General features: G+C 62.9%; 18 protein-coding genes and 1 tRNA gene. 5 read left to right on the top strand and 14 right to left on the bottom strand.

Features of this window, described 5'->3' with window-relative positions; all coding sequences use genetic code 11:
- Together IFT75_RS05880 and IFT75_RS05875 are read right to left on the bottom strand one after the other, a co-directional pair.
- Entirely contained in the window at positions 1-492 is a 492-nt protein-coding gene (locus IFT75_RS05880) for a GAF domain-containing protein (RefSeq protein ID WP_192053736.1), read from the bottom strand.
- Positions 489-1,379, bottom strand: coding sequence for a DUF815 domain-containing protein (locus IFT75_RS05875; RefSeq protein ID WP_185793938.1), 891 nt, complete (start codon positions 1,377-1,379; stop codon positions 489-491). The genes IFT75_RS05880 and IFT75_RS05875 overlap by 4 nt, the downstream gene beginning before the upstream one ends.
- A 126-nt stretch (positions 1,380-1,505) precedes the next feature.
- Between IFT75_RS05875 and IFT75_RS05870 the strand changes: the two genes are divergently transcribed.
- Positions 1,506-3,815 (top strand): response regulator, encoded by a 2,310-nt coding sequence (locus IFT75_RS05870; RefSeq protein WP_192053733.1) that lies wholly within the window; start codon positions 1,506-1,508, stop codon positions 3,813-3,815.
- A gap of 32 nt (positions 3,816-3,847) precedes the next feature.
- On the opposite strand, the gene IFT75_RS05865 is transcribed toward IFT75_RS05870, so the two are convergent.
- Both IFT75_RS05865 and msrB read right to left on the bottom strand, forming a co-directional pair.
- Positions 3,848-4,330 carry a glutathione peroxidase gene (locus IFT75_RS05865; protein WP_192053731.1) on the bottom strand — a complete coding sequence of 161 codons (483 nt, stop codon included), beginning with the start codon at positions 4,328-4,330 and terminating at the stop codon, positions 3,848-3,850.
- Positions 4,331-4,350: 20 nt separating this feature from the next.
- A complete protein-coding gene (gene msrB / locus IFT75_RS05860; RefSeq protein WP_122479301.1) occupies positions 4,351-4,758 on the bottom strand; it encodes a peptide-methionine (R)-S-oxide reductase MsrB in 408 nt (135 codons plus the stop codon).
- Positions 4,759-4,922: 164 nt separating this feature from the next.
- On the opposite strand from msrB, the gene IFT75_RS05855 reads away from it, so the two are divergent.
- The 4 genes from IFT75_RS05855 to IFT75_RS05840 all read left to right on the top strand — a co-directional run bounded on the left by IFT75_RS05855 (position 4,923) and on the right by IFT75_RS05840 (position 12,985).
- Positions 4,923-6,134 (top strand): pyridoxal phosphate-dependent aminotransferase, encoded by a 1,212-nt coding sequence (locus tag IFT75_RS05855; RefSeq protein ID WP_185793939.1) that lies wholly within the window; start codon positions 4,923-4,925, stop codon positions 6,132-6,134.
- Positions 6,135-6,263: 129 nt separating this feature from the next.
- Positions 6,264-7,151 carry a protease HtpX gene (gene htpX / locus IFT75_RS05850; RefSeq protein ID WP_192053729.1) on the top strand — a complete coding sequence of 296 codons (888 nt, stop codon included), beginning with the start codon at positions 6,264-6,266 and terminating at the stop codon, positions 7,149-7,151.
- A 114-nt stretch (positions 7,152-7,265) separates the two neighbouring features.
- Entirely contained in the window at positions 7,266-11,558 is a 4,293-nt protein-coding gene (locus IFT75_RS05845) for a DEAD/DEAH box helicase (RefSeq protein WP_192053727.1), read from the top strand.
- Positions 11,559-11,809: 251 nt separating this feature from the next.
- Positions 11,810-12,985: an OpgC family protein gene (locus IFT75_RS05840; RefSeq protein ID WP_192053725.1), complete on the top strand. Its 1,176-nt coding sequence runs from the start codon at positions 11,810-11,812 to the stop codon at positions 12,983-12,985.
- Here the strand turns inward: IFT75_RS05840 and nadA are convergent, their stop codons facing one another.
- From nadA to tolQ, 10 genes are all read right to left on the bottom strand, one after another.
- Positions 12,986-14,044: a quinolinate synthase NadA gene (nadA, locus tag IFT75_RS05835; RefSeq protein WP_192053723.1), complete on the bottom strand. Its 1,059-nt coding sequence runs from the start codon at positions 14,042-14,044 to the stop codon at positions 12,986-12,988.
- Positions 14,045-14,260: 216 nt separating this feature from the next.
- Positions 14,261-14,336 (bottom strand) — tRNA-Lys (locus tag IFT75_RS05830).
- 60 nt (positions 14,337-14,396) lie between these two features.
- Positions 14,397-15,083 (bottom strand): 7-cyano-7-deazaguanine synthase QueC, encoded by a 687-nt coding sequence (queC, locus tag IFT75_RS05825; protein ID WP_192053721.1) that lies wholly within the window; start codon positions 15,081-15,083, stop codon positions 14,397-14,399.
- Position 15,084: 1 nt separating this feature from the next.
- Complete coding sequence (gene queE, locus IFT75_RS05820) at positions 15,085-15,732, bottom strand: 7-carboxy-7-deazaguanine synthase QueE (RefSeq protein ID WP_122479306.1); 648 nt, start codon at positions 15,730-15,732, stop codon at positions 15,085-15,087.
- A gap of 162 nt (positions 15,733-15,894) precedes the next feature.
- Positions 15,895-16,731, bottom strand: a complete 837-nt coding sequence (ybgF, locus tag IFT75_RS05815) for a tol-pal system protein YbgF (RefSeq protein ID WP_185793943.1) — start codon at positions 16,729-16,731, stop codon at positions 15,895-15,897.
- A gap of 6 nt (positions 16,732-16,737) precedes the next feature.
- Positions 16,738-17,241: a peptidoglycan-associated lipoprotein Pal gene (gene pal / locus IFT75_RS05810; protein ID WP_043187198.1), complete on the bottom strand. Its 504-nt coding sequence runs from the start codon at positions 17,239-17,241 to the stop codon at positions 16,738-16,740.
- 52 nt (positions 17,242-17,293) lie between these two features.
- Positions 17,294-18,598, bottom strand: coding sequence for a Tol-Pal system beta propeller repeat protein TolB (gene tolB / locus IFT75_RS05805; RefSeq protein WP_122479308.1), 1,305 nt, complete (start codon positions 18,596-18,598; stop codon positions 17,294-17,296).
- Positions 18,595-19,692, bottom strand: a complete 1,098-nt coding sequence (gene tolA / locus IFT75_RS05800) for a cell envelope integrity protein TolA (RefSeq protein WP_446731055.1) — start codon at positions 19,690-19,692, stop codon at positions 18,595-18,597. Before tolA ends, tolB begins: the two co-directional genes overlap by 4 nt.
- Complete coding sequence (gene tolR / locus IFT75_RS05795) at positions 19,692-20,147, bottom strand: protein TolR (protein WP_122479310.1); 456 nt, start codon at positions 20,145-20,147, stop codon at positions 19,692-19,694. Before tolR ends, tolA begins: the two co-directional genes overlap by 1 nt.
- A gap of 14 nt (positions 20,148-20,161) precedes the next feature.
- Positions 20,162-20,857, bottom strand: coding sequence for a protein TolQ (gene tolQ / locus IFT75_RS05790; RefSeq protein WP_122479311.1), 696 nt, complete (start codon positions 20,855-20,857; stop codon positions 20,162-20,164).
- Position 20,858 lies beyond the last annotated feature (1 nt).

The following is a 20,858-nucleotide window of genomic DNA, read 5'->3' as shown; positions in this document are numbered from 1 at the left end:
TCAGTAGCGGCTGCAGTCGGTCGCTTCGAGGAAGATCGCCGCCAGCTGTTCCAGGCCCTGCTGGTCCGCTTCGCTGAAGCGGGCAGTACGTGGGCTGTCCAGATCCAGTACGCCGATCAGCACGCCGTCCTTGACCAGCGGAATCACCAGTTCGCTGTTCGATGCGCTGTCGCAGGCGATGTGCCCGGGGAACGCATGCACGTCCTCGACCCGCTGGGTCTGCCGGGTCGCCGCAGCGGCCCCGCAGACGCCACGGTCAAACGCAATGCGCACGCAGGCCACCTGCCCCTGGAAGGGCCCCAGTACCAGCTCCTCGTTGCGGTTGAGGTAGAAGCCCGCCCAGTTCAGGTCGTCGACCTGGTTGAACAGAAACGCCGAGAATTGCGCCGCATTGGCGACGAAGTCACGCTCGTCGGCCAACAGCGATTGCAGTTGAGCGCACAGCATGCGGTAGCCTTCCAGCCCCGCGCCTGCGGCGTGCAAATCGATCATGCTTGTTGCTCCAGCAGTTTGAGGCCTACCCAGTAACGGGCGAATTGATAGGCGCAGCGGCCGTTGCGGTTGCCCCGTCCGGTCGCCCAGCGCACGGCAAGGATATCCAGTTGCTCGTCACGCGACCATTGCAGGCCGCTGTCGCGAGCGAGTTCGCCGATCCAGTGCTCCACCACACGCAGGAAGTGCTCCTGGGTGAACGGATAGAACGACAGCCACAGGCCAAACCGGTCGGACAGAGCGATCTTGTCTTCGACCGCTTCGCTGGGGTGCAACTCGCCGTCGACCCGGGACCAGTTCTCGTTGTCGCTCTGATGCTCGGGGACCAGATGGCGACGGTTGGAGGTTGCATACAGCAGCACATTGTCAGGCGCCTGCTCGAGGGAGCCGTCGAGCACGCTCTTGAGCACCCGGTAGTCGCCCTCGCCCGCTTCGAACGAAAGGTCGTCGCAAAACAGCACGAAACGCTGCGGCAGTTTCTGCAACTGCTCGACCACCCGCGGCAGGTCGGCCAGATGGTCGCGCTCGATCTCGATCAGGCGCAGCCCTGCGCCCGCATGTTCGGCAAGCAGCGCTCGCACCAGCGATGACTTGCCGGTGCCGCGCGATCCCCACAGCAACGCATGATTGGCTGGGTGGCCATCGAGAAACTGCTGGGTGTTGCGCGCCAGCTGCTGGCGCTGCTGGTCGACACCGATGAGGTCGCTCAGACGCATGTCCAGGCTGACCTCCAGCGGCAACAGGTAGCCGCTGCGGCCTTCACGCTGCCAGCGCGCGGCCAGGCACTGATTCCAGTCGATTTCGCTGCGAAGCGCGGGCAGCAACGGCTCGAGCCGCGCCAGCACGGATTCGGCGCGCTCAAGAAAGGCATTCAAACGAGAGTCCACGACTTTTCCTCAAGGCAAGTTGCGTGTAAAAGGTTCGGCAAGGCGGACATGCCGTCGCACGCTGCGGCGCACACACATGGTCCATGCTTTGGCCCTGCGCACGGAATGGAAATTGGCCCAGTACCCATGGATATAAAATTCACCCAGCGGCTGTCCTATAAACAAGCACGCCTGACGGTACTGGTCGGCTTCATTCTGGGGGCTTTGCTCAGTGTTATCCAGATCGGCATCGATTATTCCAACGTCAACGAAGCCATCGATCGGCAGATGCGCTCGCTGCTCGAAATCAGCCACAACCCGGCCTCGCGTATCGCCTACAACATCGATGCCGAACTCGCCAAGGAACTCACCCTGGGCCTGCTGCAGTCGGAGTCGATCACCGGCGCGCGGCTGACGGACAACAACGGCAACGTGCTCGCCAGCGTGCAGCGACCGCGCCTGGAAAGCAGCTACCGCTTCCTCAGCGACATACTCTTCGACGCTCAGCGCCAGTACGAAGACCCCCTGTTTCTGTCGCACATGCCCAACGACCGCCTGGGCACCCTGCAACTGAGCGTCGACACCTTCGCCATCGGCAACCGATTCCTGCGCCGCGCCGAAATCACCCTGGCCAGCGGCTTCCTGCGCACGGCGCTGCTCACCGGCATGCTGCTGGGGTTTTTCTACCTGATGCTGACCAAGCCCCTCAACCGGGTCATCCGCGCCTTGAGCAGCAGCGATCCGCACCAGCCCAAGCCCGCGCGCCTGGACTACCCGCCGGGCCACGAGCACGACGAGATCGGCGTGCTGGTGAAGGTCGCCAACCAGCAGTTCATCAGCATGGCCACGGAGATCCAGCAGCGGCGCAGTGCCGAGAATCGCTTGACCGAGTACCTGGGTGAGCTGGAAAACATCGTGTCGGCGCGCACCACCGAGCTCAAGGCCAGCAATACGCGCCTGAGCATGTCCAACGAAGAATTGGAAAAGGCCCGCCGCACTGCCCTGGACATGGCCCAGGCGCGCGCCTCCTTCCTGGCCAACATGAGTCATGAGATTCGTACCCCGCTCAACGGCCTGCTGGGCATGATTGCCCTTTCGCTGGACAGCCCGCTCAACGCCGAGCAGCGTCAGCAGCTGTCCATCGCGCACGACTCGGGCAAGGTGCTGGTCGAGTTGCTCAACGATATCCTCGACCTGTCCAAGTTCGACGCCGGCCAGTTGGAGCTGGAGCGCATCCCCTTCGACCTCGGCGCCCTGATCGAAGACACCGCCAACCTGCTGTCGCAGAACGCGGCGCCCAGCGTCGAGCTGACCTGCCTGATCGATCCGCACTTTCCCGCCCTGGTCCTGGGCGACCCCACCCGGGTGCGGCAGATCGTCAGCAACCTGTTGTCCAACGCATTGAAATTCACCCGCTTCGGCCGCGTCGACGTGCGCCTCTATACCCGTCCGGGTGGCGTGCGCATCGAAGTCAGTGACACCGGGATCGGTATCGCCCAGGAAGCGCAGGTCAAGATCTTCCAGCCCTTCACCCAGGCCGGCGCCGGCATCACCCGGCAGTTCGGCGGCACGGGCCTGGGCCTGGCCCTGACCAACAACCTTTGCGAGGCCATGCAGGGGCGCTTGAGCATCAGCTCGGAAGCCGGTTTCGGCAGCCAGTTCTATGCCGACCTGCCGCTCATGGCGCACAGTCCGGCCTACGTTCCGCCGTTGCTGCGTGGCCAGGTGTTGCTGGTCGGGCACGCCGGCAGCGGCCTGGCAGAACTGTTGCACGATCTGCTGCCGCTATGGGGCATCGATTACCAGCGCTACGACCTGGGCGCGGACCTTACCAATATCACTCCAGACCTGGTCGTCACCGACAGCCTGGACTGCCTGTTCGGCCTGCGTCCCGGTATCCAGGCACCGATTCTGCTGGTGACCGCCTACGGCAACTTCCTGCCCACCGAGCAGGCCAACGCGCTGATGCCGTTGCAGCAACAAGCCCGGCCGCTGGCACGCAATGCGCTGTATCAGGCGTTGCGCCGCAGCCTGGTGGGTGACGAACCCACCGCGCTCGACCACTTGGCCAACCGGCGCAGCGCGCAACGGCGGGCACGCATCCTGCTGGTGGAGGACAACCCGGTGAATCAGCTGGTGGCCAAAGGCATGCTGAGCAAGCTGGGGTGCGAGGTCACCGTGGCCGCGCACGGCGGCGAGGCACTCAGCGAGTTGGAGAAGCACGAGTTCGACCTGGTGCTGATGGACTGCAACATGCCGGTCATGGATGGCTACGAAGCCAGCCGGCAGATTCGTCGAAGCGGGCGCTGGCCGCAGCTGCCGATCGTGGCGCTGACGGCCAATGCCATGCCCGAAGAACGCGAGCGCTGCCGCGCGGCGGGCATGAGCGACTATCTGGCCAAGCCGTTCCGCCGAGAGGAACTGGTCATGCTGATCGACCAGTGGGTACCTGAATAGCAACCAGGTTCAGCGCAGCGCTATTTCCAGATTCAGCGCAGCGCCATTTCGATCTCGTGGGCCAGCGCGGCGGGTTTGGTCAACGGCGCGAAGCGCTTGACGCGGCCGTCGGGCGCCACCAGGAACTTGGTGAAATTCCATTTCACTTTCTCCGACCCGAACAGCCCCGGTGCGCGCTTTTTGAGCTGCACGAACAGCGGGTGGGTCAGGTCGCCGTTGACATCGATCTTGCGAAACATCGGGAAGCTCACGCCGAAGTTCTTTTCACAGAACTGCACGATGTCCAGGGTATCGCCGGGCTCCTGATTGCCGAACTGGTTGCAGGGAAACCCCAGCACCACCAGGCCCTGCTTGCGATACGTCTGCCACAGCTCCTCCAACCCCTTGTACTGTGGCGTAAAGCCACACTGGCTGGCCGTATTGACCACCAGCAGGACCTTGCCGGCGAAATCGCCGATGGTCTTGTGCTGGCCGTCCAGGGTGATGCACGGGATGGAAAGAAGGTCTTTGCTCATGGTCGCTTTCTTGTCAGAGGTCATGCCGGCTGGTCGGCCCGCGGCTGGAAGTCCAGGCACACCGAGTTGATGCAGTAGCGCAGGCCGGTCGGGGCCGGGCCGTCGGGAAACACGTGACCCAGGTGCGAGTCGCACGTGGCGCACTTGACCTCGGTACGGACCATGCCGTGGGTGGTATCGCGGATCTCGACCATCGCCTGCTCGCCGATCGGTGCGGAGAAACTCGGCCAGCCGCAGCCGGAATCGAATTTGCTGCGCGAGTCGAACAACGGCTCTTCGCAGCCGACGCAGGTGAAGATGCCGTCACCCTTGAAGTCGTTGTACTTGCCCGTGAAAGGCCGCTCGGTCGCGCTCAGGCGACACACATTGTACTGCTCGGGATCGAGCATTTTCTTCCATTCTTCTTCGCTTCGCGTGAGCTTGCCCATCGGTACACCTCGGCAGTTCAAAAAGCCCGATCTGTGTCTTTTGCAACGATCAGGCGGCACGTATGATTGCGCCTTTGGACAGCAATCTGTCACCCGCGTTGCAGCGAATCGTTTTTTTCATCATCAGGGCCGGCGCGGGCCTTGCCATCTTTCGGGACCTCACCATGCAGTTCAGCAAATCGAACAAGCTCGCCAACGTCTGCTATGACATCCGCGGGCCGGTGCTCAAGCACGCCAAGCGCCTGGAAGAGGAAGGCCACCGCATCCTCAAGCTGAACATCGGCAACCCGGCGCCGTTCGGCTTCGAGGCACCCGTGGAAATTCTTCAGGATGTCATCCGCAACCTGCCCACCGCCCAGGGCTACAGCGACTCCAAGGGCCTGTTCAGTGCGCGCAAGGCGGTCATGCAGTACTACCAGCAGAAGCAGGTGGAAGGGGTCGGCATCGAGGACATCTACCTGGGCAACGGCGTCTCCGAGCTGATCGTCATGTCGCTGCAGGCCTTACTCAACAATGGCGACGAAGTGCTGATCCCGGCGCCCGACTACCCGCTGTGGACAGCGTCGGTCAGCCTGGCCGGCGGCCATGCCGTGCACTACCTCTGCGACGAGCAGGCCAACTGGTGGCCAGACCTGGCCGATATCAAGGCCAAGATCACCCCCAACACCAAGGCCATGGTGATCATCAATCCGAACAACCCCACCGGCGCCGTGTATTCCAGGGAAGTGCTGCTGGGCATGCTGGAAATCGCTCGCCAGCACAACCTCGTGGTGTTTTCCGACGAGATCTACGACAAGATCCTCTACGACGATGCCGTACACATCTGCACCGCCTCGCTGGCCCCGGACCTGTTGTGCCTGACCTTCAACGGCCTGTCCAAATCCTACCGCGTGGCCGGTTTCCGTTCCGGCTGGATCGCCATTTCGGGGCCCAAGCACAACGCCCAGAGCTACATCGAAGGCATCGACATCCTCGCCAACATGCGCCTGTGCGCCAACGTGCCGAGCCAGCACGCGATCCAGACCGCGCTGGGCGGCTACCAGAGCATCAACGACCTGGTGCTGCCCAACGGTCGCCTGCTGGAACAGCGCAACCGCACCTGGGAGCTGCTCAACGACATTCCCGGCGTCAGCTGCGTCAAGCCCATGGGTGCGCTTTACGCCTTCCCGCGCATCGATCCCAAGGTCTGCCCGATCCTCAACGACGAGAAGTTCGTGCTCGACCTGCTGTTGTCGGAAAAGCTGCTGGTGGTCCAGGGCACGGCGTTCAACTGGCCCAACCCGGACCATTTCCGGGTAGTGACGCTGCCGCGGGTCGACGACCTCGAGCAGGCCATCGGTCGCATCGGCCGCTTCCTGAAGAATTATCGCCAGTAAAAACCGAACGTGTTCAAGTGTCCGTGCGCATATACACAGTTTGAAATAGTCCCCCGGTTGAATCGACCGGGCTCGGGCCTTATATAGCGCATACGCAACACTTCTATCCGTCAGGAGAACGTTACAACCATGATGCGCATCTTGCTGTTTCTGGCCACTAACCTTGCGGTTGTGCTGATTGCCAGCATTACCCTGAGCCTGTTTGGCTTCAATGGGTTCATGGCGGCCAACGGGGTGGATCTGAACCTCAATCAGCTGCTGATCTTCTGCGCCGTGTTCGGCTTCGCCGGTTCGCTGTTCTCGCTGTTCATCTCCAAGTGGATGGCGAAGATGAGCACCGGCACGCAGATCATCACCCAACCGCGCACCCGTCACGAACAATGGCTGCTGCAGACCGTCGAGGAGCTGTCGCGCGAGGCAGGCATCAAGATGCCCGAAGTCGGCATCTTCCCGGCCTACGAGGCCAACGCCTTCGCCACCGGCTGGAACAAGAACGACGCCCTGGTGGCCGTCAGCCAGGGCCTGCTCGAGCGTTTCTCCCCCGACGAAGTCAAGGCGGTGCTGGCCCACGAGATCGGCCACGTGGCCAACGGCGACATGGTCACCCTGGCGCTGGTGCAGGGCGTGGTGAACACCTTCGTGATGTTCTTCGCACGAATCATCGGCAACTTCGTCGACAAGGTGATCTTCAAGAACGAGCAAGGCCAGGGCATCGCCTACTACATCGCGACCATCGTCGCCGAACTGGTGCTGGGTATCCTGGCCAGCGTCATCGTCATGTGGTTCTCGCGCCGCCGTGAGTTCCGCGCCGACGAAGCCGGTGCCCGGCTGGCCGGCACCAACGCGATGATCGGTGCGCTGCAGCGCCTGCGCTCCGAGCAGGGCGTTCCCGTGCAGATGCCAGACTCGCTGAACGCCTTCGGCATCAACGGTGGACTCAAGCATGGCCTGGCCTGCCTGCTCATGACCCACCCGCCACTGGAAGACCGTATCGAAGCGCTGCGCCGTCGCGGTTGAATGCAACGGGCTTGATCGAGGGCGACGCGAGTCGCCCTTTTTTGTGGGTTGCGGCAATGCACCTGCGACCCCCTGCCGGTTGCAACTTCGCTGCGCGTTCCCCATCAATAGATCATGAACCTACCTGCACAGCACGATTCGGCACTGGCCAACTTCCATCCAGCAGTAAGCGCCTGGTTCCGCCGGCAATTTGCTGCCGTCACTCCCGCCCAGGCCCAGGCCTGGCCGTTGATCCAGCAGGGCCACTCGACCCTGATCGCCGCACCCACCGGCTCGGGCAAGACCCTGACGGCCTTCCTGGCCGTTCTCGACGAGTTGGTGCAGCTGGGCCTCGCGCAAGGAGGCGAGCTGCCGCGACGCACCCTGGTGCTGTACGTCTCACCGCTCAAGGCCTTGTCCAACGACATCCAGCTGAACCTGCAACGTCCACTGCAGGGTATTGCCGAGCAATTGGCCGGCATGGACCTGCCCGCGCTGACCCTCACCGCCGGGGTACGTACCGGCGATACGCCGCAGAAAGAGCGGGCCGCCATGCGCCGGCACCCTCCGCACATCCTGGTTACCACGCCCGAATCGCTCTATGTGCTGCTCGGATCCGACTCCGGCCGCCGCATGCTCGCGGATGTCGGCACGGTGATCGTCGATGAGATCCATGCAGTGGCCGGCAGCAAGCGCGGCAGCCATCTGGCCTTGAGCCTGGAGCGTCTGCAGGCACTGTGCAGCAAGCCGCTGCGACGTATCGGCCTGTCCGCCACGCAAAAGCCGATCGCTCAGGTGGCGCAGTTCCTGGTCGGTGCGCAGCGGATGTGTTCGATCGTCGACATCGGTCACGCCCGCCCCCGCGACCTGGCCATCGAAGTACCCGCGGTGCCGCTGGCGGCGGTCATGCCCAATGACGTCTGGGAGTTGGTCTACAACCGCCTGGCCGAGCTTGCCCAGGCGCACCGGACCACCCTGGTGTTCGTCAATACCCGGCGCCTGGCCGAGCGTCTGGCGCGCCATCTGAGCGAGCGGCTCGGGCGCGAGCAAGTGGCGGCCCACCATGGCAGCCTGGCGAAGGAGCAGCGTCTGGATGCCGAACAACGGCTCAAGCGTGGCGACCTGCAGGTGCTGGTCGCCACGGCCTCGCTGGAGCTGGGCATCGACATCGGTGACGTGGACCTGGTCTGCCAGATCGGCTCGCCCGGCTCCATTTCAGCGTTTCTACAACGGGTGGGCCGTTCCGGCCACCACGTCGGCGGTATTCCCAAGGGCCGCCTGTTTGCAATTTCTCGGGATGACCTGATCGAATGCGTAGCGTTGCTGGACTGCGTGCGGCGCGGCGAACTGGACATCCTGCGCATTCCCCAGGCGCCGCTGGACGTACTGGCCCAGCAGATCATCGCCGAGGTCAGCTGCCAGGAATGGCCGGAGCAGGCGTTGCTGCAGATGTTCCGTCAGGCAACGCCCTATGCGGCCTTGGACGATACGCGCTATGAAGCGTTGCTGCGCATGTTGGCCGAAGGTTACAGCGGGCGTCAGGGCGTGCGCGCCGCCTATCTGCACCGTGATGCAGTCACCCAGAGCCTGCGCGGCCGGCGCGGCAGCAAGTTGACTGCGGTCACCAGCGGAGGCGCCATAGCCGACAACGCCGACTATGCGGTGCTGCTGGAGCCCCAGGCGTTGAGCATCGGCAGCGTCAACGAGGATTTTGCCGTGGAAAGCCTCGCTGGCGACATCTTCCAGCTGGGCAATCGCTCCTACCGCATCCTGCGCATCGAAGGCGGCAAGGTACGGGTCGAAGATGCCCACGGTCAGGCGCCGAACATCCCCTTCTGGCTCGGCGAAATACCCGGACGCAGCGCCGAGCTGTCAGCGGGCGTGGCGCGCCTGCAGGCCTCGATAGACCAACGCCTGGCGCTCAGTGACGGGCTACCCGAGCCCGTGCTGCCGTGGCTGCAGGACGCGCTCGACCTGGCCCAGGACAGCGCTGGGCAATTGCTCGATTATCTCTCCCGTACGCGCGAGGCGCTTGGCGCGCTGCCGTCCCAGGACACGCTGATCATGGAGCGTTTCTTCGATGCCTCGGGTGCCACGCAGCTGGTCATCCACACGCCATTCGGCAGCCGCATCAACCGGGCCTGGGGCCTGGCCTTGCGCAAGCGGTTCTGTCGCACGTTCAATTTCGAGCTGCAAGCGGCAGCCAGCGAAGATGCCATCGTGCTGTCGCTGTCGACCAGCCACAGCTTCGCCTTGGAGGACGTCTGGCACTACCTGCACAGCAACAGTGCCGAATCGATATTGACCCAGGCGCTGCTCGACGCTCCGCTGTTCGGCGTGCGCTGGCGCTGGAACGCCGCTACGGCCCTGGCCCTGCCCCGTTACAGTGGCGGACGCAAGGTGGCCCCGCAGCTGCAGCGAATGAAAAGCGAGGACCTGATCGCCACGGTATTCCCCGACCAGATCGCCTGCCTGGAGAACATCGTCGGCGAACGGGAGATTCCCGACCACCCGCTGGTCGCGCAAACCCTCGACGACTGCCTGCACGACGCCATGGACAGCGAGGGCTGGCTGGCCCTGCTGCGGCGCATCGAAACCGGTCGGATCAGCCTCATCCAGCGTGATCTGCCCCGCCCTTCGCCGCTGGCGGCAGCGATCCTCAATGCCAGGCCCTATGCGTTTCTCGACGACGCTCCGCTGGAAGAGCGACGTACCCAGGCGGTGCTCAACCGGCGCTGGGACGAACCGCGCACAGCGGACGACATGGGCGAACTGGACAAGGATGCCATCGCGGCAGTAGCCGCCGAAGCATGGCCCTCCCCTGTCAGCAATGACGAGATGCACGAGGCGTTGATGAGCCTGGGCGCATTGGCCGAACGCGAGGTTGGGGCCAGCGAGCTACTGCTGTTGAAGGCCCTGGCCGGTACAGGTCGCGCGGCACGCCTGACCCTGGGCGACGGCAGCCACCTGTGGCTGGCCCTGGAACGGGTGGCCTGCCTGCAGGCCATCTATGGGGGTATCGAGCTGTCGCCAGCATTGCGGATGCCCGCGCACTTGGCGCAGACGCGGACGAAGCAGGAAGCGACACTGGAACTGATCCGCGCTCGCTTGAGCGGGTTCGGCCCGCAGCGGCTGGGTGAAATCGCCGCCCCGCTGAACCTGCATCCCGCGCTCGTCGAACAAGCCCTGCTGGTGTTGGAAAACCAGGGCTACGTCATGCGTGGCCGGTTTATCGCACACCTCGAGGAAACCCAGTGGTGCGAACGGCACCTGCTGGCGCGCATCCACCGCTACACGGTGAAGCGTCTGCGCCGCGAGATCGAACCGGTCAGCCTGCAAGTGTTCATGCGCTTCCTCCTCGACTGGCAGTGCCTCGCGCCCGGTACGCGCCTGCAAGGCGAAGCGGCAATGAGCCGCTTGCTCGACCAGCTCGAAGGCTACAGCGCGCCGGCCAGCGCCTGGGAGAACGACCTGCTGCCGGCTCGACTGCGCGGATACGATCCGTCGTGGCTGGACCGCGCCAGCCGCAGCGGCAAGACGGTCTGGGCGCGGCTGGCCAGCAGTGGCAAGGGTGCGACCCTGCGCAACACGCCGATCGTGCTGCTGCCGCGCGCGCGCCTGCCTTTGTGGCGCAGCCTGGCTGCGGCAGTGCAGCCGCAGGAACTGTCCATGCGTGCGCAGAAGCTGGAGCAGACCCTGGCCGCGCAAGGCGCCATGTTTTTCGACGACTTGGTCCACCAGACACGCCTGCTGCGCACCGAAGCCGAGAACGCCCTGCAGGAGCTGGTCGCCGCGGGTCGCGTGAATGCCGACAGTTTCGCCGGCCTGCGCGCGCTGATCACCCCGGCCGGCAAACGCCAGGCGCGCAGCAGTCGCCGCGGTCGTGGCGCGTTCATCGGTGGCATGGACGATGCCGGCCGCTGGGCTCTGCTGCAGGCGCCCGGTTGCGCGCCCGATGAAGCCGTGGAACAGGTCGCGCTGGTGCTGCTGCGCCGCTACGGCGTGGTGTTCTGGCGTCTGCTGCAACGCGAAGCCGACTGGCTGCCCAGCTGGCGCGACCTGTTGCGCGCGCTGCAGCGCCTGGAGGCACGTGGGCAGATCCGCGGGGGGCGTTTCATCGATGGTTTGTCCGGTGAGCAGTTCGCACTGCCCGAGGCTATCCCAGCCCTGCGCGAGGTGCGCAAGCGACCGGTCGATGGCACCCTGGTGTCGATCACGGCCAGCGACCCGTTGAACCTGGTCGGTACCCTGCTGCCACTGCCCGGAGCCGACCCACTGCAGATCCAGAAAAGTGTGCCGGCGCTGCCGGGCAACCGCGTGCTGTACCGCGACGGGCTGCCCGTGGCGGCGTTGATCGCAGGCAAACCGGTGTACTGGAGCGAAGAAACCACGGAAGTGCGCTGGCAACTGATCCACCCATCCCTGTAGCAGCGGCGCAAGCCGGGTCATGGGTGCGCACGGTGAGCCTGAAAGCGGTGAGGCCGGACACAGCTTGCGCCGCGACCACAAGGGCTGCGTCAACTCAGCCTTGTGACATTCCGTAATAGCCAAACTTTTGCAATTCGTTGCGAAACCGGCCAACCTCCGCGCCGCTGATCGATAATGGCCGCCGATACGGAACCGTAATGCCCGGTGCCCAATCCCTACTACATCCTTCCTATTCGCAAGAGCCTGTCGCCATGACTAACGATCGAGACCATCGGATCGATTTCTATCGAGGTTTGGCGTTGATCTTCATTTTCTGGGATCACATACCGCAAAACCCACTGGCCAGCTTCACGCTGCGCAACTTCGGCTTCAGCGATGCGGCGGAGGTGTTCGTGTTTCTCGCCGGCTACGCAGCCGTGCTGGCCTACGGCAAGATCGCCCTGCGCGACGGCTACCTGGTCGCCACGGTGCGCATACTGCGCCGCGCCTGGGTGTTGTACGTGGTGCACATCTTCCTCCTGGCGGTGCTGATGGGCATCATTTTCGTTGCCAACAATCACGTCGAAACGCGCGACATGATCCAGGAAATGAACCTCACCTATTTCGTCTCCAACCCGCAACAGGCCATGGTCGACGAACTGCTGCTGCGCTTCAAACCCAACCTGATGGACCCTTTGCCGCTGTACATCGTGTTGCTGCTCGGCCTGCCGATCGTCCTGCCACTGCTGATCAAGCGGCCAGCGCAGGCCATCGGCTTGTCGCTGGTGTTGTACCTGGCAGTGCAATGGCTGGGCTGGAACATCCCGGCGCACGACAACGGCCTGTGGTATTTCAACCCCTTGGCCTGGCAAGTGCTGTTCGTACTGGGTGGCGCCACGGCGCTGCATGCGGCACGCGCGCCAGTCGCGGTGGCACGCCCGTTGGGCCGCCAGCCGCTGTTTCTCGCGTGCGCCACACTGGTGACATTCAGCGCGCTGGTCGCCCTGGGCTGGCGCTGGCCGGTGCTGCACGAGGCGCTGGTGCCCGGCTGGTTTGGCGAACTGCTCTACCCCATCGACAAGACCAACCTGTCGCCGTCACGCCTTTTGCATTTCGTGGCCCTGGCCTACTGCGTGGCCAAGCTGATACCTCAAGGCGAGTGGGTGAATAACCTGCTGGCACGCAAAGTCGCGCTGATGGGACGTTATTCGCTCGAGGTCTTCTGCCTCAGCGTGGTCCTGGCACCGCTGGCCGACATGGCCAATGCCCTGGCCGACGACCAACTCGCGATGCAGATCGCAAGTGCGCTGGTGGGCGCGGGCCTGATGCTGGCCCTGGCCGAATGGCTGGAACTGAACAAACGACTCGGCCGTCCGCGGCCAGAGTTGCCGAAGCTTGAGCTGGCGAAGTCCGAACGGCCTGTGGTCGCGCTGGGCAAAAGCCTCTGATCAGGCGTTGCCGGCCAGCTTCAGGCGCGCGGCCTGGGTGAAGTCCAGCATGCGCTTGAGCGGCCGGATGGCCTGGGGAATCAGCGCCGCATCCACAGTGATTTCGTTGCTGCCCGCGCGCAGGCATTCCAGGGTGCGCTGCAGGGTGTTCATGGCCATCCACGGGCAATGCGCACAACTGCGACAGGCGGCACCGTTGCCGGCCGTAGGGGCCTCGATCAAGGTCTTGCCGGGAACTGCCTGCTGCATCTTGTAGAAGATACCGCGGTCGGTGGCCACGATCAGGGTCTGCTGCGGCAGTGTTCGGGCGGCGGCAATCAGTTGGCTGGTCGAACCCACGGCGTCCGCGAGAGCGATCACTTCGGCCGGCGACTCGGGATGCACCAGAATCGCGGCGTCGGGGTACAGCGCCCGCATGTCGGCCAACTGCCGCGCCTTGAACTCCTCGTGAACGATGCAGGCACCGTCCCACATCAACATGTCCGCGCCAGTGTGGGTCTGGATGTAGTTGCCCAAGTGCTTGTCGGGCGCCCAGATGATCTTCTCGCCGTTGTCCATCAGGCTTTCGACGATCTCCAGCGCGCAACTCGACGTCACGACCCAATCGGCACGGGCTTTCACCGCAGCCGAAGTATTGGCGTAAACCACCACGGTGCGTTCGGGATGCTGGTCGCAGAAGGCCGAGAACGCGTCCACCGGGCAACCCAGGTCCAGCGAACAGGTCGCCTCCAGGGTGGGCATCAGCACACGCTTTTCCGGATTGAGAATCTTCGCCGTTTCGCCCATGAACCTGACACCTGCCACCAGCACCGTTCGGGCCGGATGCTGATTGCCAAACCGCGCCATCTCCAGCGAGTCGGAGACGCAGCCACCGGTTTCCTCGGCCAATGCCTGGATCACGGGATCGCAGTAGTAGTGGGCAACCAGAACCGCATCCTGAGCCTTGAGCTCGGCGGCGATGGCAGCACGATAGTCGGCTTCCTGTTCCGGTGTCAGAGGCCGGGGCTGCTTGGCATCCAGGTGAGCCTGGACCAGAAGGCGTTCGGATATCTGCGTCATGGGGCAAGACCTGCGGGCGCTGATGCGCGAGAGTCGAGTATAGGCCGGGCCGACAAGGCCTGGGAGTATATGCCCTGGCTTTCGTGAGGCTTTTGAGGGCTGGCGCAGGCTACAGAGAAACCAGCCGTTAGCAAAGCCTTATAGACGTGGCAGGCACCAGCGCCGAATCACGGGCATAAAAAAACCCGCAGCCTTTGCAAGCTGCGGGTTTCGAAATGGTGGGTCGTGTGGGATTCGAACCTACGACCAATTGGTTAAAAGCCAACTGCTCTACCAACTGAGCTAACGACCCGTTTCGTGGGGCGTATAATACCGAATTCTTTTGGTAATTCAACACCCTACAGAAAATAAATCAAAAATAGCGTGTGGGATCGCTGACACCTGCCGCAGCGAAGCCCTCGGCACGCAGGCGGCAGCTGTCACACTTGCCACAGGCTTGACCCTGATCATCGGCCTGGTAGCACGACACTGTCAGGCCATAGTCCACACCTAGCGCCACGCCTGCCTTGACGATGTCAGCCTTGCTCATGTTCTGCAGCGGTGCCTGTATGGTGAAGCCATTGCCTTGCACTCCCGCCTTGGTGGCCAGGTTGGCCAGGCGCTCGAAAGCCTCGATGAACTCGGGTCGACAATCCGGATAGCCCGAATAGTCCACCGCATTGACGCCAATGAAGATGTCGCGCGCTTCGAGCACCTCGGCCCAACCCAGCGCCAGAGACAGAAACACCGTGTTGCGTGCTGGAACGTAGGTGACCGGGATGCCCTCACCCAAGGTTTCCGGGACGTCGATCGAGGTGTCGGTCAGTGCCGAGCCGCCCATGCCATCCAGGTCGAGCCTGATGACCTTGTGCTGTATCACGCCCAGGTCCCGCGCCACACGTGCCGCGGCATCGAGCTCGGCCCGATGGCGCTGGCCATAGTCGAAGCTCATGGTATAGCAGGCATAGCCCTGGGCCTTGGCCATCGCCACGACAGTGGCGGAATCCAGGCCGCCGGAAAGCAGAATGACTGCCTTTTTCTCGTGTTGGGTATGGTTCATCTCAGCGCCCCGGCTCGTCGTTCCAAAGAAGTTTGTGCAGCTGCATCTGCAGGCGCACCGGCAGGTTGTCGGCCACGATCCAGTCGGCCAGATCGGTAGCGCGCAGTTGATCCTTGCTCGGCGAGAACAGCACTTCGCCGGCACGACCGTCCAGCCCGTACTGAATCAGCTTGGACACGGCCCAGTCATAGTCCTCGCGCGAGCACAGGACGAACTTGACCTGGTCGTTGCGGGTCAGCAGCTCGATGTTCTCGTAACGGTTGCGATGGACTTCGAGAGAACCCGGTGTCTTCAAGTCGAGCACGCGACTGACGCGGGTGTCGACCGCGCTGATGTCGAGTGCGCCGCTGGTTTCCACGGAAACTTCATAGCCGGCATCGCAGAGCCGCTGCATCAACGGGATGGCATTGGGCTGAGCCAATGGCTCGCCTCCGGTAACGCATACATAGCGAGGCTTGTAGCTGGCCACCTGTTCCATGAGCGAATCGAGCGTGCGCTGGGTTCCCCCACTGAACGCGTAGGCGCTGTCGCAATATTGGCAGCGCAAGGGGCAACCAGTCAGGCGTACGAAAACCGTGGGCAAGCCGGCGGTCCGCGTCTCACCCTGCAACGAGTAGAAGACTTCGGTAATACGTAGTGTGTCTTGCATAGGGTCCACGGGCGTGACAGCGAAACAGGCTGACCGCCTCCGTTGGGCACTTCAGGCGGCCCGCGATCGCGCGGCCTCAGGAAGCGTGTTCATAAAATGGCGGCAAATTCTAACGAAAAAACCCGCGACAGGCGCGGGTTTCTTCGAATCACATGGCAGGCTTCACAATCTTTGCAGGTCTTTCTGCGCCAACTGCGCAGCGGACGTGCCCGGATATTGGGTCACAACCTGCTGCAGAATGCCTTTGACTCGGTCGGTATGGCCCAGGCGGCGCTCGACGTCGGCCAGCTTGTAGAGCGAATCCGGCACCTTGTTGTGCTTGGGATAGAGCTGGCTGACCTTGGCGAAAGCCTGGCCTGCGCCCTGCAGGTCACCCTTGGCGAGGTTGACCTCGCCCAGCCAGTACTGGGCATTGCCCGCATACTGGCTGTTCGGGTATTTGCGCAGGAACGCGGCGAAGGCCTGGCTGGCCTTGTCGAAATCCTTGGCCTTGATCAGGTCGAAGGCTGCATCGTAATACAGCTTCTCCTTGGCCGGATCGCCAGGCTCGGCGCCTGCGGACGACTGGCCGGCAGCCGATGAAGCACCAGCGCCGCTAGACGCGCCGCTGGCTGAAGAATTATCCGGTTGGGCACTGGGTGCAGGTGCAACCCCCGAGCCAATCCGACGATCGAGTTCCTGATACCGCTCGAGCCCTTCCTGTTTCAGGCGCTGGATATCGTTCTGCTGGACTTCGACCTGACCTCGCAGACGTGCGATGTCTTCCTGCATTTGCTGCAGTTGCATGAACAGCTCGCCCTGAGCCGAGACAGGCGCTTGCGCGACTGTCCCGGCCGAGGCGCCGTTCGTACCGTAACCTGAGGGCGGATAGCTGCCACCAACGGCGCCACTGTTACCGTAGCCTCCATTGTTGTTGCTATCGACCACAGGCACCGCGCCCCAAGCCATCACAGGCAGGGCGAAAGCCAGAACAGTTACAGCACGACGGCACGTTCGCATGACGAATTACTTACGCAGTTCGACGCGACGGTTCTGAGCCCACGACTGTTCGTCGTTGCCAGTAGCCACTGGACGCTCTTCACCGTAGGAAACCAGTTCCAGCTGGGCTGGCGAAACGCCTTGCAGTACCAGGTAACGCTGAACGGCCTTGGCACGACGCTCGCCCAGTGCCAGGTTGTACTCGCGAGTACCGCGCTCGTCGGTGTTACCTTCCAGGACGACGCGAGCGCCGTTGGCTTTCAGGTCCTTGGCGTGAACGTCCAGAGCGCGCATGGCTTCTGGCTTCAGGTCCGAGCTGTCGTATTCGAAGTAGAACGTGGTGATAGCGCGCAGAGCAGCTTCTTCGCTCAGGGAACCGTCAACGGCACCGGTGTTTGCGCCGTAACCAGCGTTAGGGTCGACAGCAGCGCCGCCTTGACCAGCATCTTCGCCGCCTTTGGACGAGCAACCTACAGCTACGGACAAGGCCAGGGCCAGCGCAGCGAACTTACCAAACTTCAGCATTTCCATCGTGAAACTCCTAATGAACCCCAATGTGTTAAGTACAACGTATTACGCCGCGTCAGTTCAGGTAAGGGGACCAGGACGGTTCTCTGACTTCGCCTTGAGCGGTAGGAAGCGGGAGCCTCACGCGGCCGTTTAGCGACACGAGCATCAAGACTCCCCGGCCCTGCTGGCGGGTGGCGTAGATTACCATGGTGCCGTTGGGCGCAACAGTAGGCGACTCATCAAGAGTTGAATCTGTGAGGATCTTTACGCTTCCGCGCTCCAGGTCCTGCGCCGCCACCTTGAAATTGGTGAAACCATCTTGCCGATGGATCATTACAAGGGTCTTTTCATCAGCCGAAAGTTTCGGGTTGGCATTGTAGTTGCCGACGAACGTCACACGCTCGGCATTGGCGCCACCGGATGTGCTGGTCTTGTAGATCTGTGGCTTGCCGCCACGGTCCGACGTGAAGTACAGGGTCGAACCATCCTTGCCCCAGAAGGGTTCGGTGTCGATGGCCGGGCTGTTGGTCACGCGGGTCAGCGCGCGCGACGCCAGGTTCATCACGTAGATCTCCGGGTTGCCGTCCTTGGACAGCACCAGCGCCAGGCGATTGCCGTCCGGCGAGAACGCCGGTGCACCGTTGAGGCCTTCGAAGTTGGTCAACTGCTCGCGGCGACCGGTGTCGACGTTCTGCAGGAAGATCCGCGGACGGCGCTGTTCGAACGATACATAGGCAATGTTGCGGCCGTTCGGCGAGTAGCGTGGCGACAGGATCGGCTCGCGCGACTGCAACAGGGTCACCGCACGGGCGCCGTCGTAGTCCGAACGCTGCAGGGTATAACGGGTGGCATTGGTGCCGGCCCGTTCGGCGGTCACGTAGAGCATGCGCGTAGAGAACGCACCCTTGATCCCGGTCAGCTTCTCGAACGACTGATCGGAGATGAAGTGGGCCATGTCACGCAGCTGGTCGGTGGTGCCCGAGACGCTGCCGGTCAACACCTGTTGCTGGGTGTTGACGTTGAGCAGTGCGTATTGCACCTGCAAGCGGCCGCCGGCCGGGGTGATGCTGCCGACCATGACGTACTGGGCACCCAGCGCCTGCCAGTCGCGGTAGATGACTTCGCTGGCCTGGGAAGGCTGGCTGATCATGTTCTGCGGTGGAATGGGTGCGTAGTAGCCCGAGTTGCGCAGGTCGTTGCCGACGATCTCGGCAATGTTGTCAGGCAACACGCTGCCGCCCTGGAAACCGAACGGCACGACGGCAATCGGCGTGGCACGGTCGGCACCGCTGGTGACCAGAATGTTCTTTTCGTCCGCAGAGGCCATGCCGGCTGCGCAGCAAAGGACGACGAGCAGTCCTCGAAGAAGGGTAATCACAAGGCAAGATCCTCAGGTGTAAATGTCATCTTGAAGGAACGATAGGGGTTGAAGTCAGCTGGTTTCAAGCCCTGCATTTCCGTTAAACGGCCAATGTTCTTGACCGCAGCAACCGCCGAACTGTCGAAGGGACCATCGCCACTGGAGCGTGAGACGCTGACATTGGTGACGGTGCCATCGGGCAACATGTTGATCTGCAATACCACGGTCATGTTCTTGCGTGCCGAAGGCGGACGCGCCCACCCTTCGGCTGCTCGCGAGCGGATCAGATCGTCGAAGTTGCCCGCGACCTCATCACCCTGCTCGTCGGCGAGCGCCTGCTGGCGTTCAGGCTTGTCGGAAAGCAGATCGGCCAATGCCTGCGCCTTCTTGTCCTCCGCTGCCTTGCGAGCTGCGTCCTGAGCCTTCTTCTTCGCAGCATCGGCCGCAGCCTTCTTCTTCGCGTCCTCGGCGGCCTTCTTCTTCGCTTCCTCGGCCGCAGTGGCTTTCTTGGCGTCGTCTTCGGCTTTCTTCTTCGCGTCTTCGGCGGCCTTTTTCTTGGCGTCCTCGGCAGCCTTCTTCTTGGCGTCCTCGGCTGCCTCCTTCTTGGCCTCTTCCTGCTCGGCCTTCTTCTTGGCGATGTCGGCCAGCTCGCTCTTCTTGGCTTCGGCCGCTTTTTCAGCGGCTTCGGCCTTGGCAGCCTCAGCCTTGGCCGCTGCCGCAGAGGCGGCTTCCGCCTTGGCGGCAACATCGGACTTCTTGGCTTCGTCGGCCTTCTTCGCCGCTTCGGCCTTTTGAGCGGTTTCCTCTTTCTTTTGTTCCGCGGCCTTGATGGCTTCCTGCTCCAGCTTCTTGGTCTCCATCTGCTCGACTTCGGTCTGCCGCGCAGCAGACTTCTTCGCCTCGCCCGCCAGTTTCTGGTTGGTCTGGGTGGTGGCCTGGCTCTTGGACTTGAGCTGATAGAGCGTAGCCTGCACGATGGGTCGCGCTTCAGGCAGTTCGGGCGTCATGGCGAAACTGACGAACAGCATCCCGAAGATCAGCACGTGCAGGGCTACCGCCCAGACCGTGGGCCAGAAGAAGCTTTCCGAGGCTGAATGCTCTCGCTTTCGCATCAGGGGGCCTCGGTAATCAAGCCAACGTTACCGACACCTGCCTGCTGCAAACCACCCATGGCGCCCATGACAGCACCGTAATCCACGGTCTTGTCACCGCGAATGAAGACCTGGGTCTTCTTGCCGCTGGCATTGCCCTGGTTGATGATCGCGGTGGCGGCCTGGGTCATCTGCGCCAGCGTCATGGCCTTGTCCTGCTGCTTTTCAGTGTCTACTTCCTTGCCGACGTTCCAGTAGTAGGTCTTGTCGGCCTTGATGGAAATGGTGAGCACCTGAGTGTTGTTGTCCTGCGGCAACGCTTCGCTGGAAACCTTGGGCAGATCGACCTTCACACCTTGGTTGATCATCGGAGCGGTGACCATGAAGATGACCAGCAGTACCAACATCACGTCGATGTAGGGCACCACGTTCATCTCGGCGACCGGCTTGCGTTTTGGGCGACGACCTCGAGTCATTGGGTTATCCCTGCTCACTCTTCGCTGGTGTGCACTTTACGGTGCAGGATGGCCTGGAACTCGTCAGCGAACGTGTAGTAGCGGTTGATCAGGGTTTCGCTGCGGGCAGCGAAACGGTTGTAGGCGATGACGGCCGGAATCGCTGCGAACAGGCCGATGGCCGTGGCAATCAGTGCTTCGGCAATACCTGGCGCAACGGTGGCCAGAGTGGCCTGCTGGGCCGAGGCGAGGCCGCGGAACGAGTTCATGATGCCCCATACGGTACCGAACAGGCCCACGTAGGGGCTGGTGGAACCGACGGTTGCCAGGAATGGCAGGCCCTGTTCGAGCTTCTCTTCCTCGCGCGAAATCGCCACGCGCATGGCGCGCCCCACCCCCTCCATCACGGCATCGGGATCGACGCCCTGCTGCTGACGCAAGCGGGAAAATTCCTTGAAGCCGGCGCGAAAGATCTGCTCGACACCCGAATCCGGGTCGGGATTGCTGCCGGCCTGGCGGTACAGCTTGGACAGGTCGATGCCCGACCAGAAGCGTTCCTCGAAGCTGTCCAGGGCACGACGGCCGGCGCGCAGCATCGAACTGCGCTGAAAGATCATGACCCACGAGGTGACCGAGGCGGCCACCAGAATAAGCATTACCAACTGCACCACGACACTGGCATTGCTGACCAAACTCCACATGGAGGTATGGTCGACGACGTTAGCTTCCACG

Source organism: Pseudomonas sp. CFBP 8758 (assembly GCF_014841725.1).
GTDB lineage: Bacteria > Pseudomonadota > Gammaproteobacteria > Pseudomonadales > Pseudomonadaceae > Aquipseudomonas > Aquipseudomonas baltica.
Note: the sequence above shows the minus strand (reverse complement) of the source record. Positions and strands in the feature narration are given on the sequence as shown.

Excerpts from the sequence above, each read along its gene's own strand:
- htpX (WP_192053729.1), top strand. The coding sequence starts at position 6,264 with ATGATGCGCATCTTGCTGTTTCTGGCCACTAACCTTGCGGTTGTGCTG.
- ybgF (WP_185793943.1), bottom strand. The coding sequence starts at position 16,731 with ATGCGAACGTGCCGTCGTGCTGTAACTGTTCTGGCTTTCGCCCTGCCT.
- IFT75_RS05840 (WP_192053725.1), top strand. The coding sequence starts at position 11,810 with ATGACTAACGATCGAGACCATCGGATCGATTTCTATCGAGGTTTGGCG.
- tolR (WP_122479310.1), bottom strand. The coding sequence starts at position 20,147 with ATGACTCGAGGTCGTCGCCCAAAACGCAAGCCGGTCGCCGAGATGAAC.
- pal (WP_043187198.1), bottom strand. The coding sequence starts at position 17,241 with ATGGAAATGCTGAAGTTTGGTAAGTTCGCTGCGCTGGCCCTGGCCTTG.
- IFT75_RS05870 (WP_192053733.1), top strand. The coding sequence starts at position 1,506 with ATGGATATAAAATTCACCCAGCGGCTGTCCTATAAACAAGCACGCCTG.
- IFT75_RS05865 (WP_192053731.1), bottom strand. The coding sequence starts at position 4,330 with ATGAGCAAAGACCTTCTTTCCATCCCGTGCATCACCCTGGACGGCCAG.
- IFT75_RS05855 (WP_185793939.1), top strand. The coding sequence starts at position 4,923 with ATGCAGTTCAGCAAATCGAACAAGCTCGCCAACGTCTGCTATGACATC.
- queC (WP_192053721.1), bottom strand. The coding sequence starts at position 15,083 with ATGAACCATACCCAACACGAGAAAAAGGCAGTCATTCTGCTTTCCGGC.
- queE (WP_122479306.1), bottom strand. The coding sequence starts at position 15,732 with ATGCAAGACACACTACGTATTACCGAAGTCTTCTACTCGTTGCAGGGT.
- nadA (WP_192053723.1), bottom strand. The coding sequence starts at position 14,044 with ATGACGCAGATATCCGAACGCCTTCTGGTCCAGGCTCACCTGGATGCC.
- IFT75_RS05880 (WP_192053736.1), bottom strand. The coding sequence starts at position 492 with ATGATCGATTTGCACGCCGCAGGCGCGGGGCTGGAAGGCTACCGCATG.
- tolA (WP_446731055.1), bottom strand. The coding sequence starts at position 19,692 with ATGCGAAAGCGAGAGCATTCAGCCTCGGAAAGCTTCTTCTGGCCCACG.
- msrB (WP_122479301.1), bottom strand. The coding sequence starts at position 4,758 with ATGGGCAAGCTCACGCGAAGCGAAGAAGAATGGAAGAAAATGCTCGAT.
- IFT75_RS05845 (WP_192053727.1), top strand. The coding sequence starts at position 7,266 with ATGAACCTACCTGCACAGCACGATTCGGCACTGGCCAACTTCCATCCA.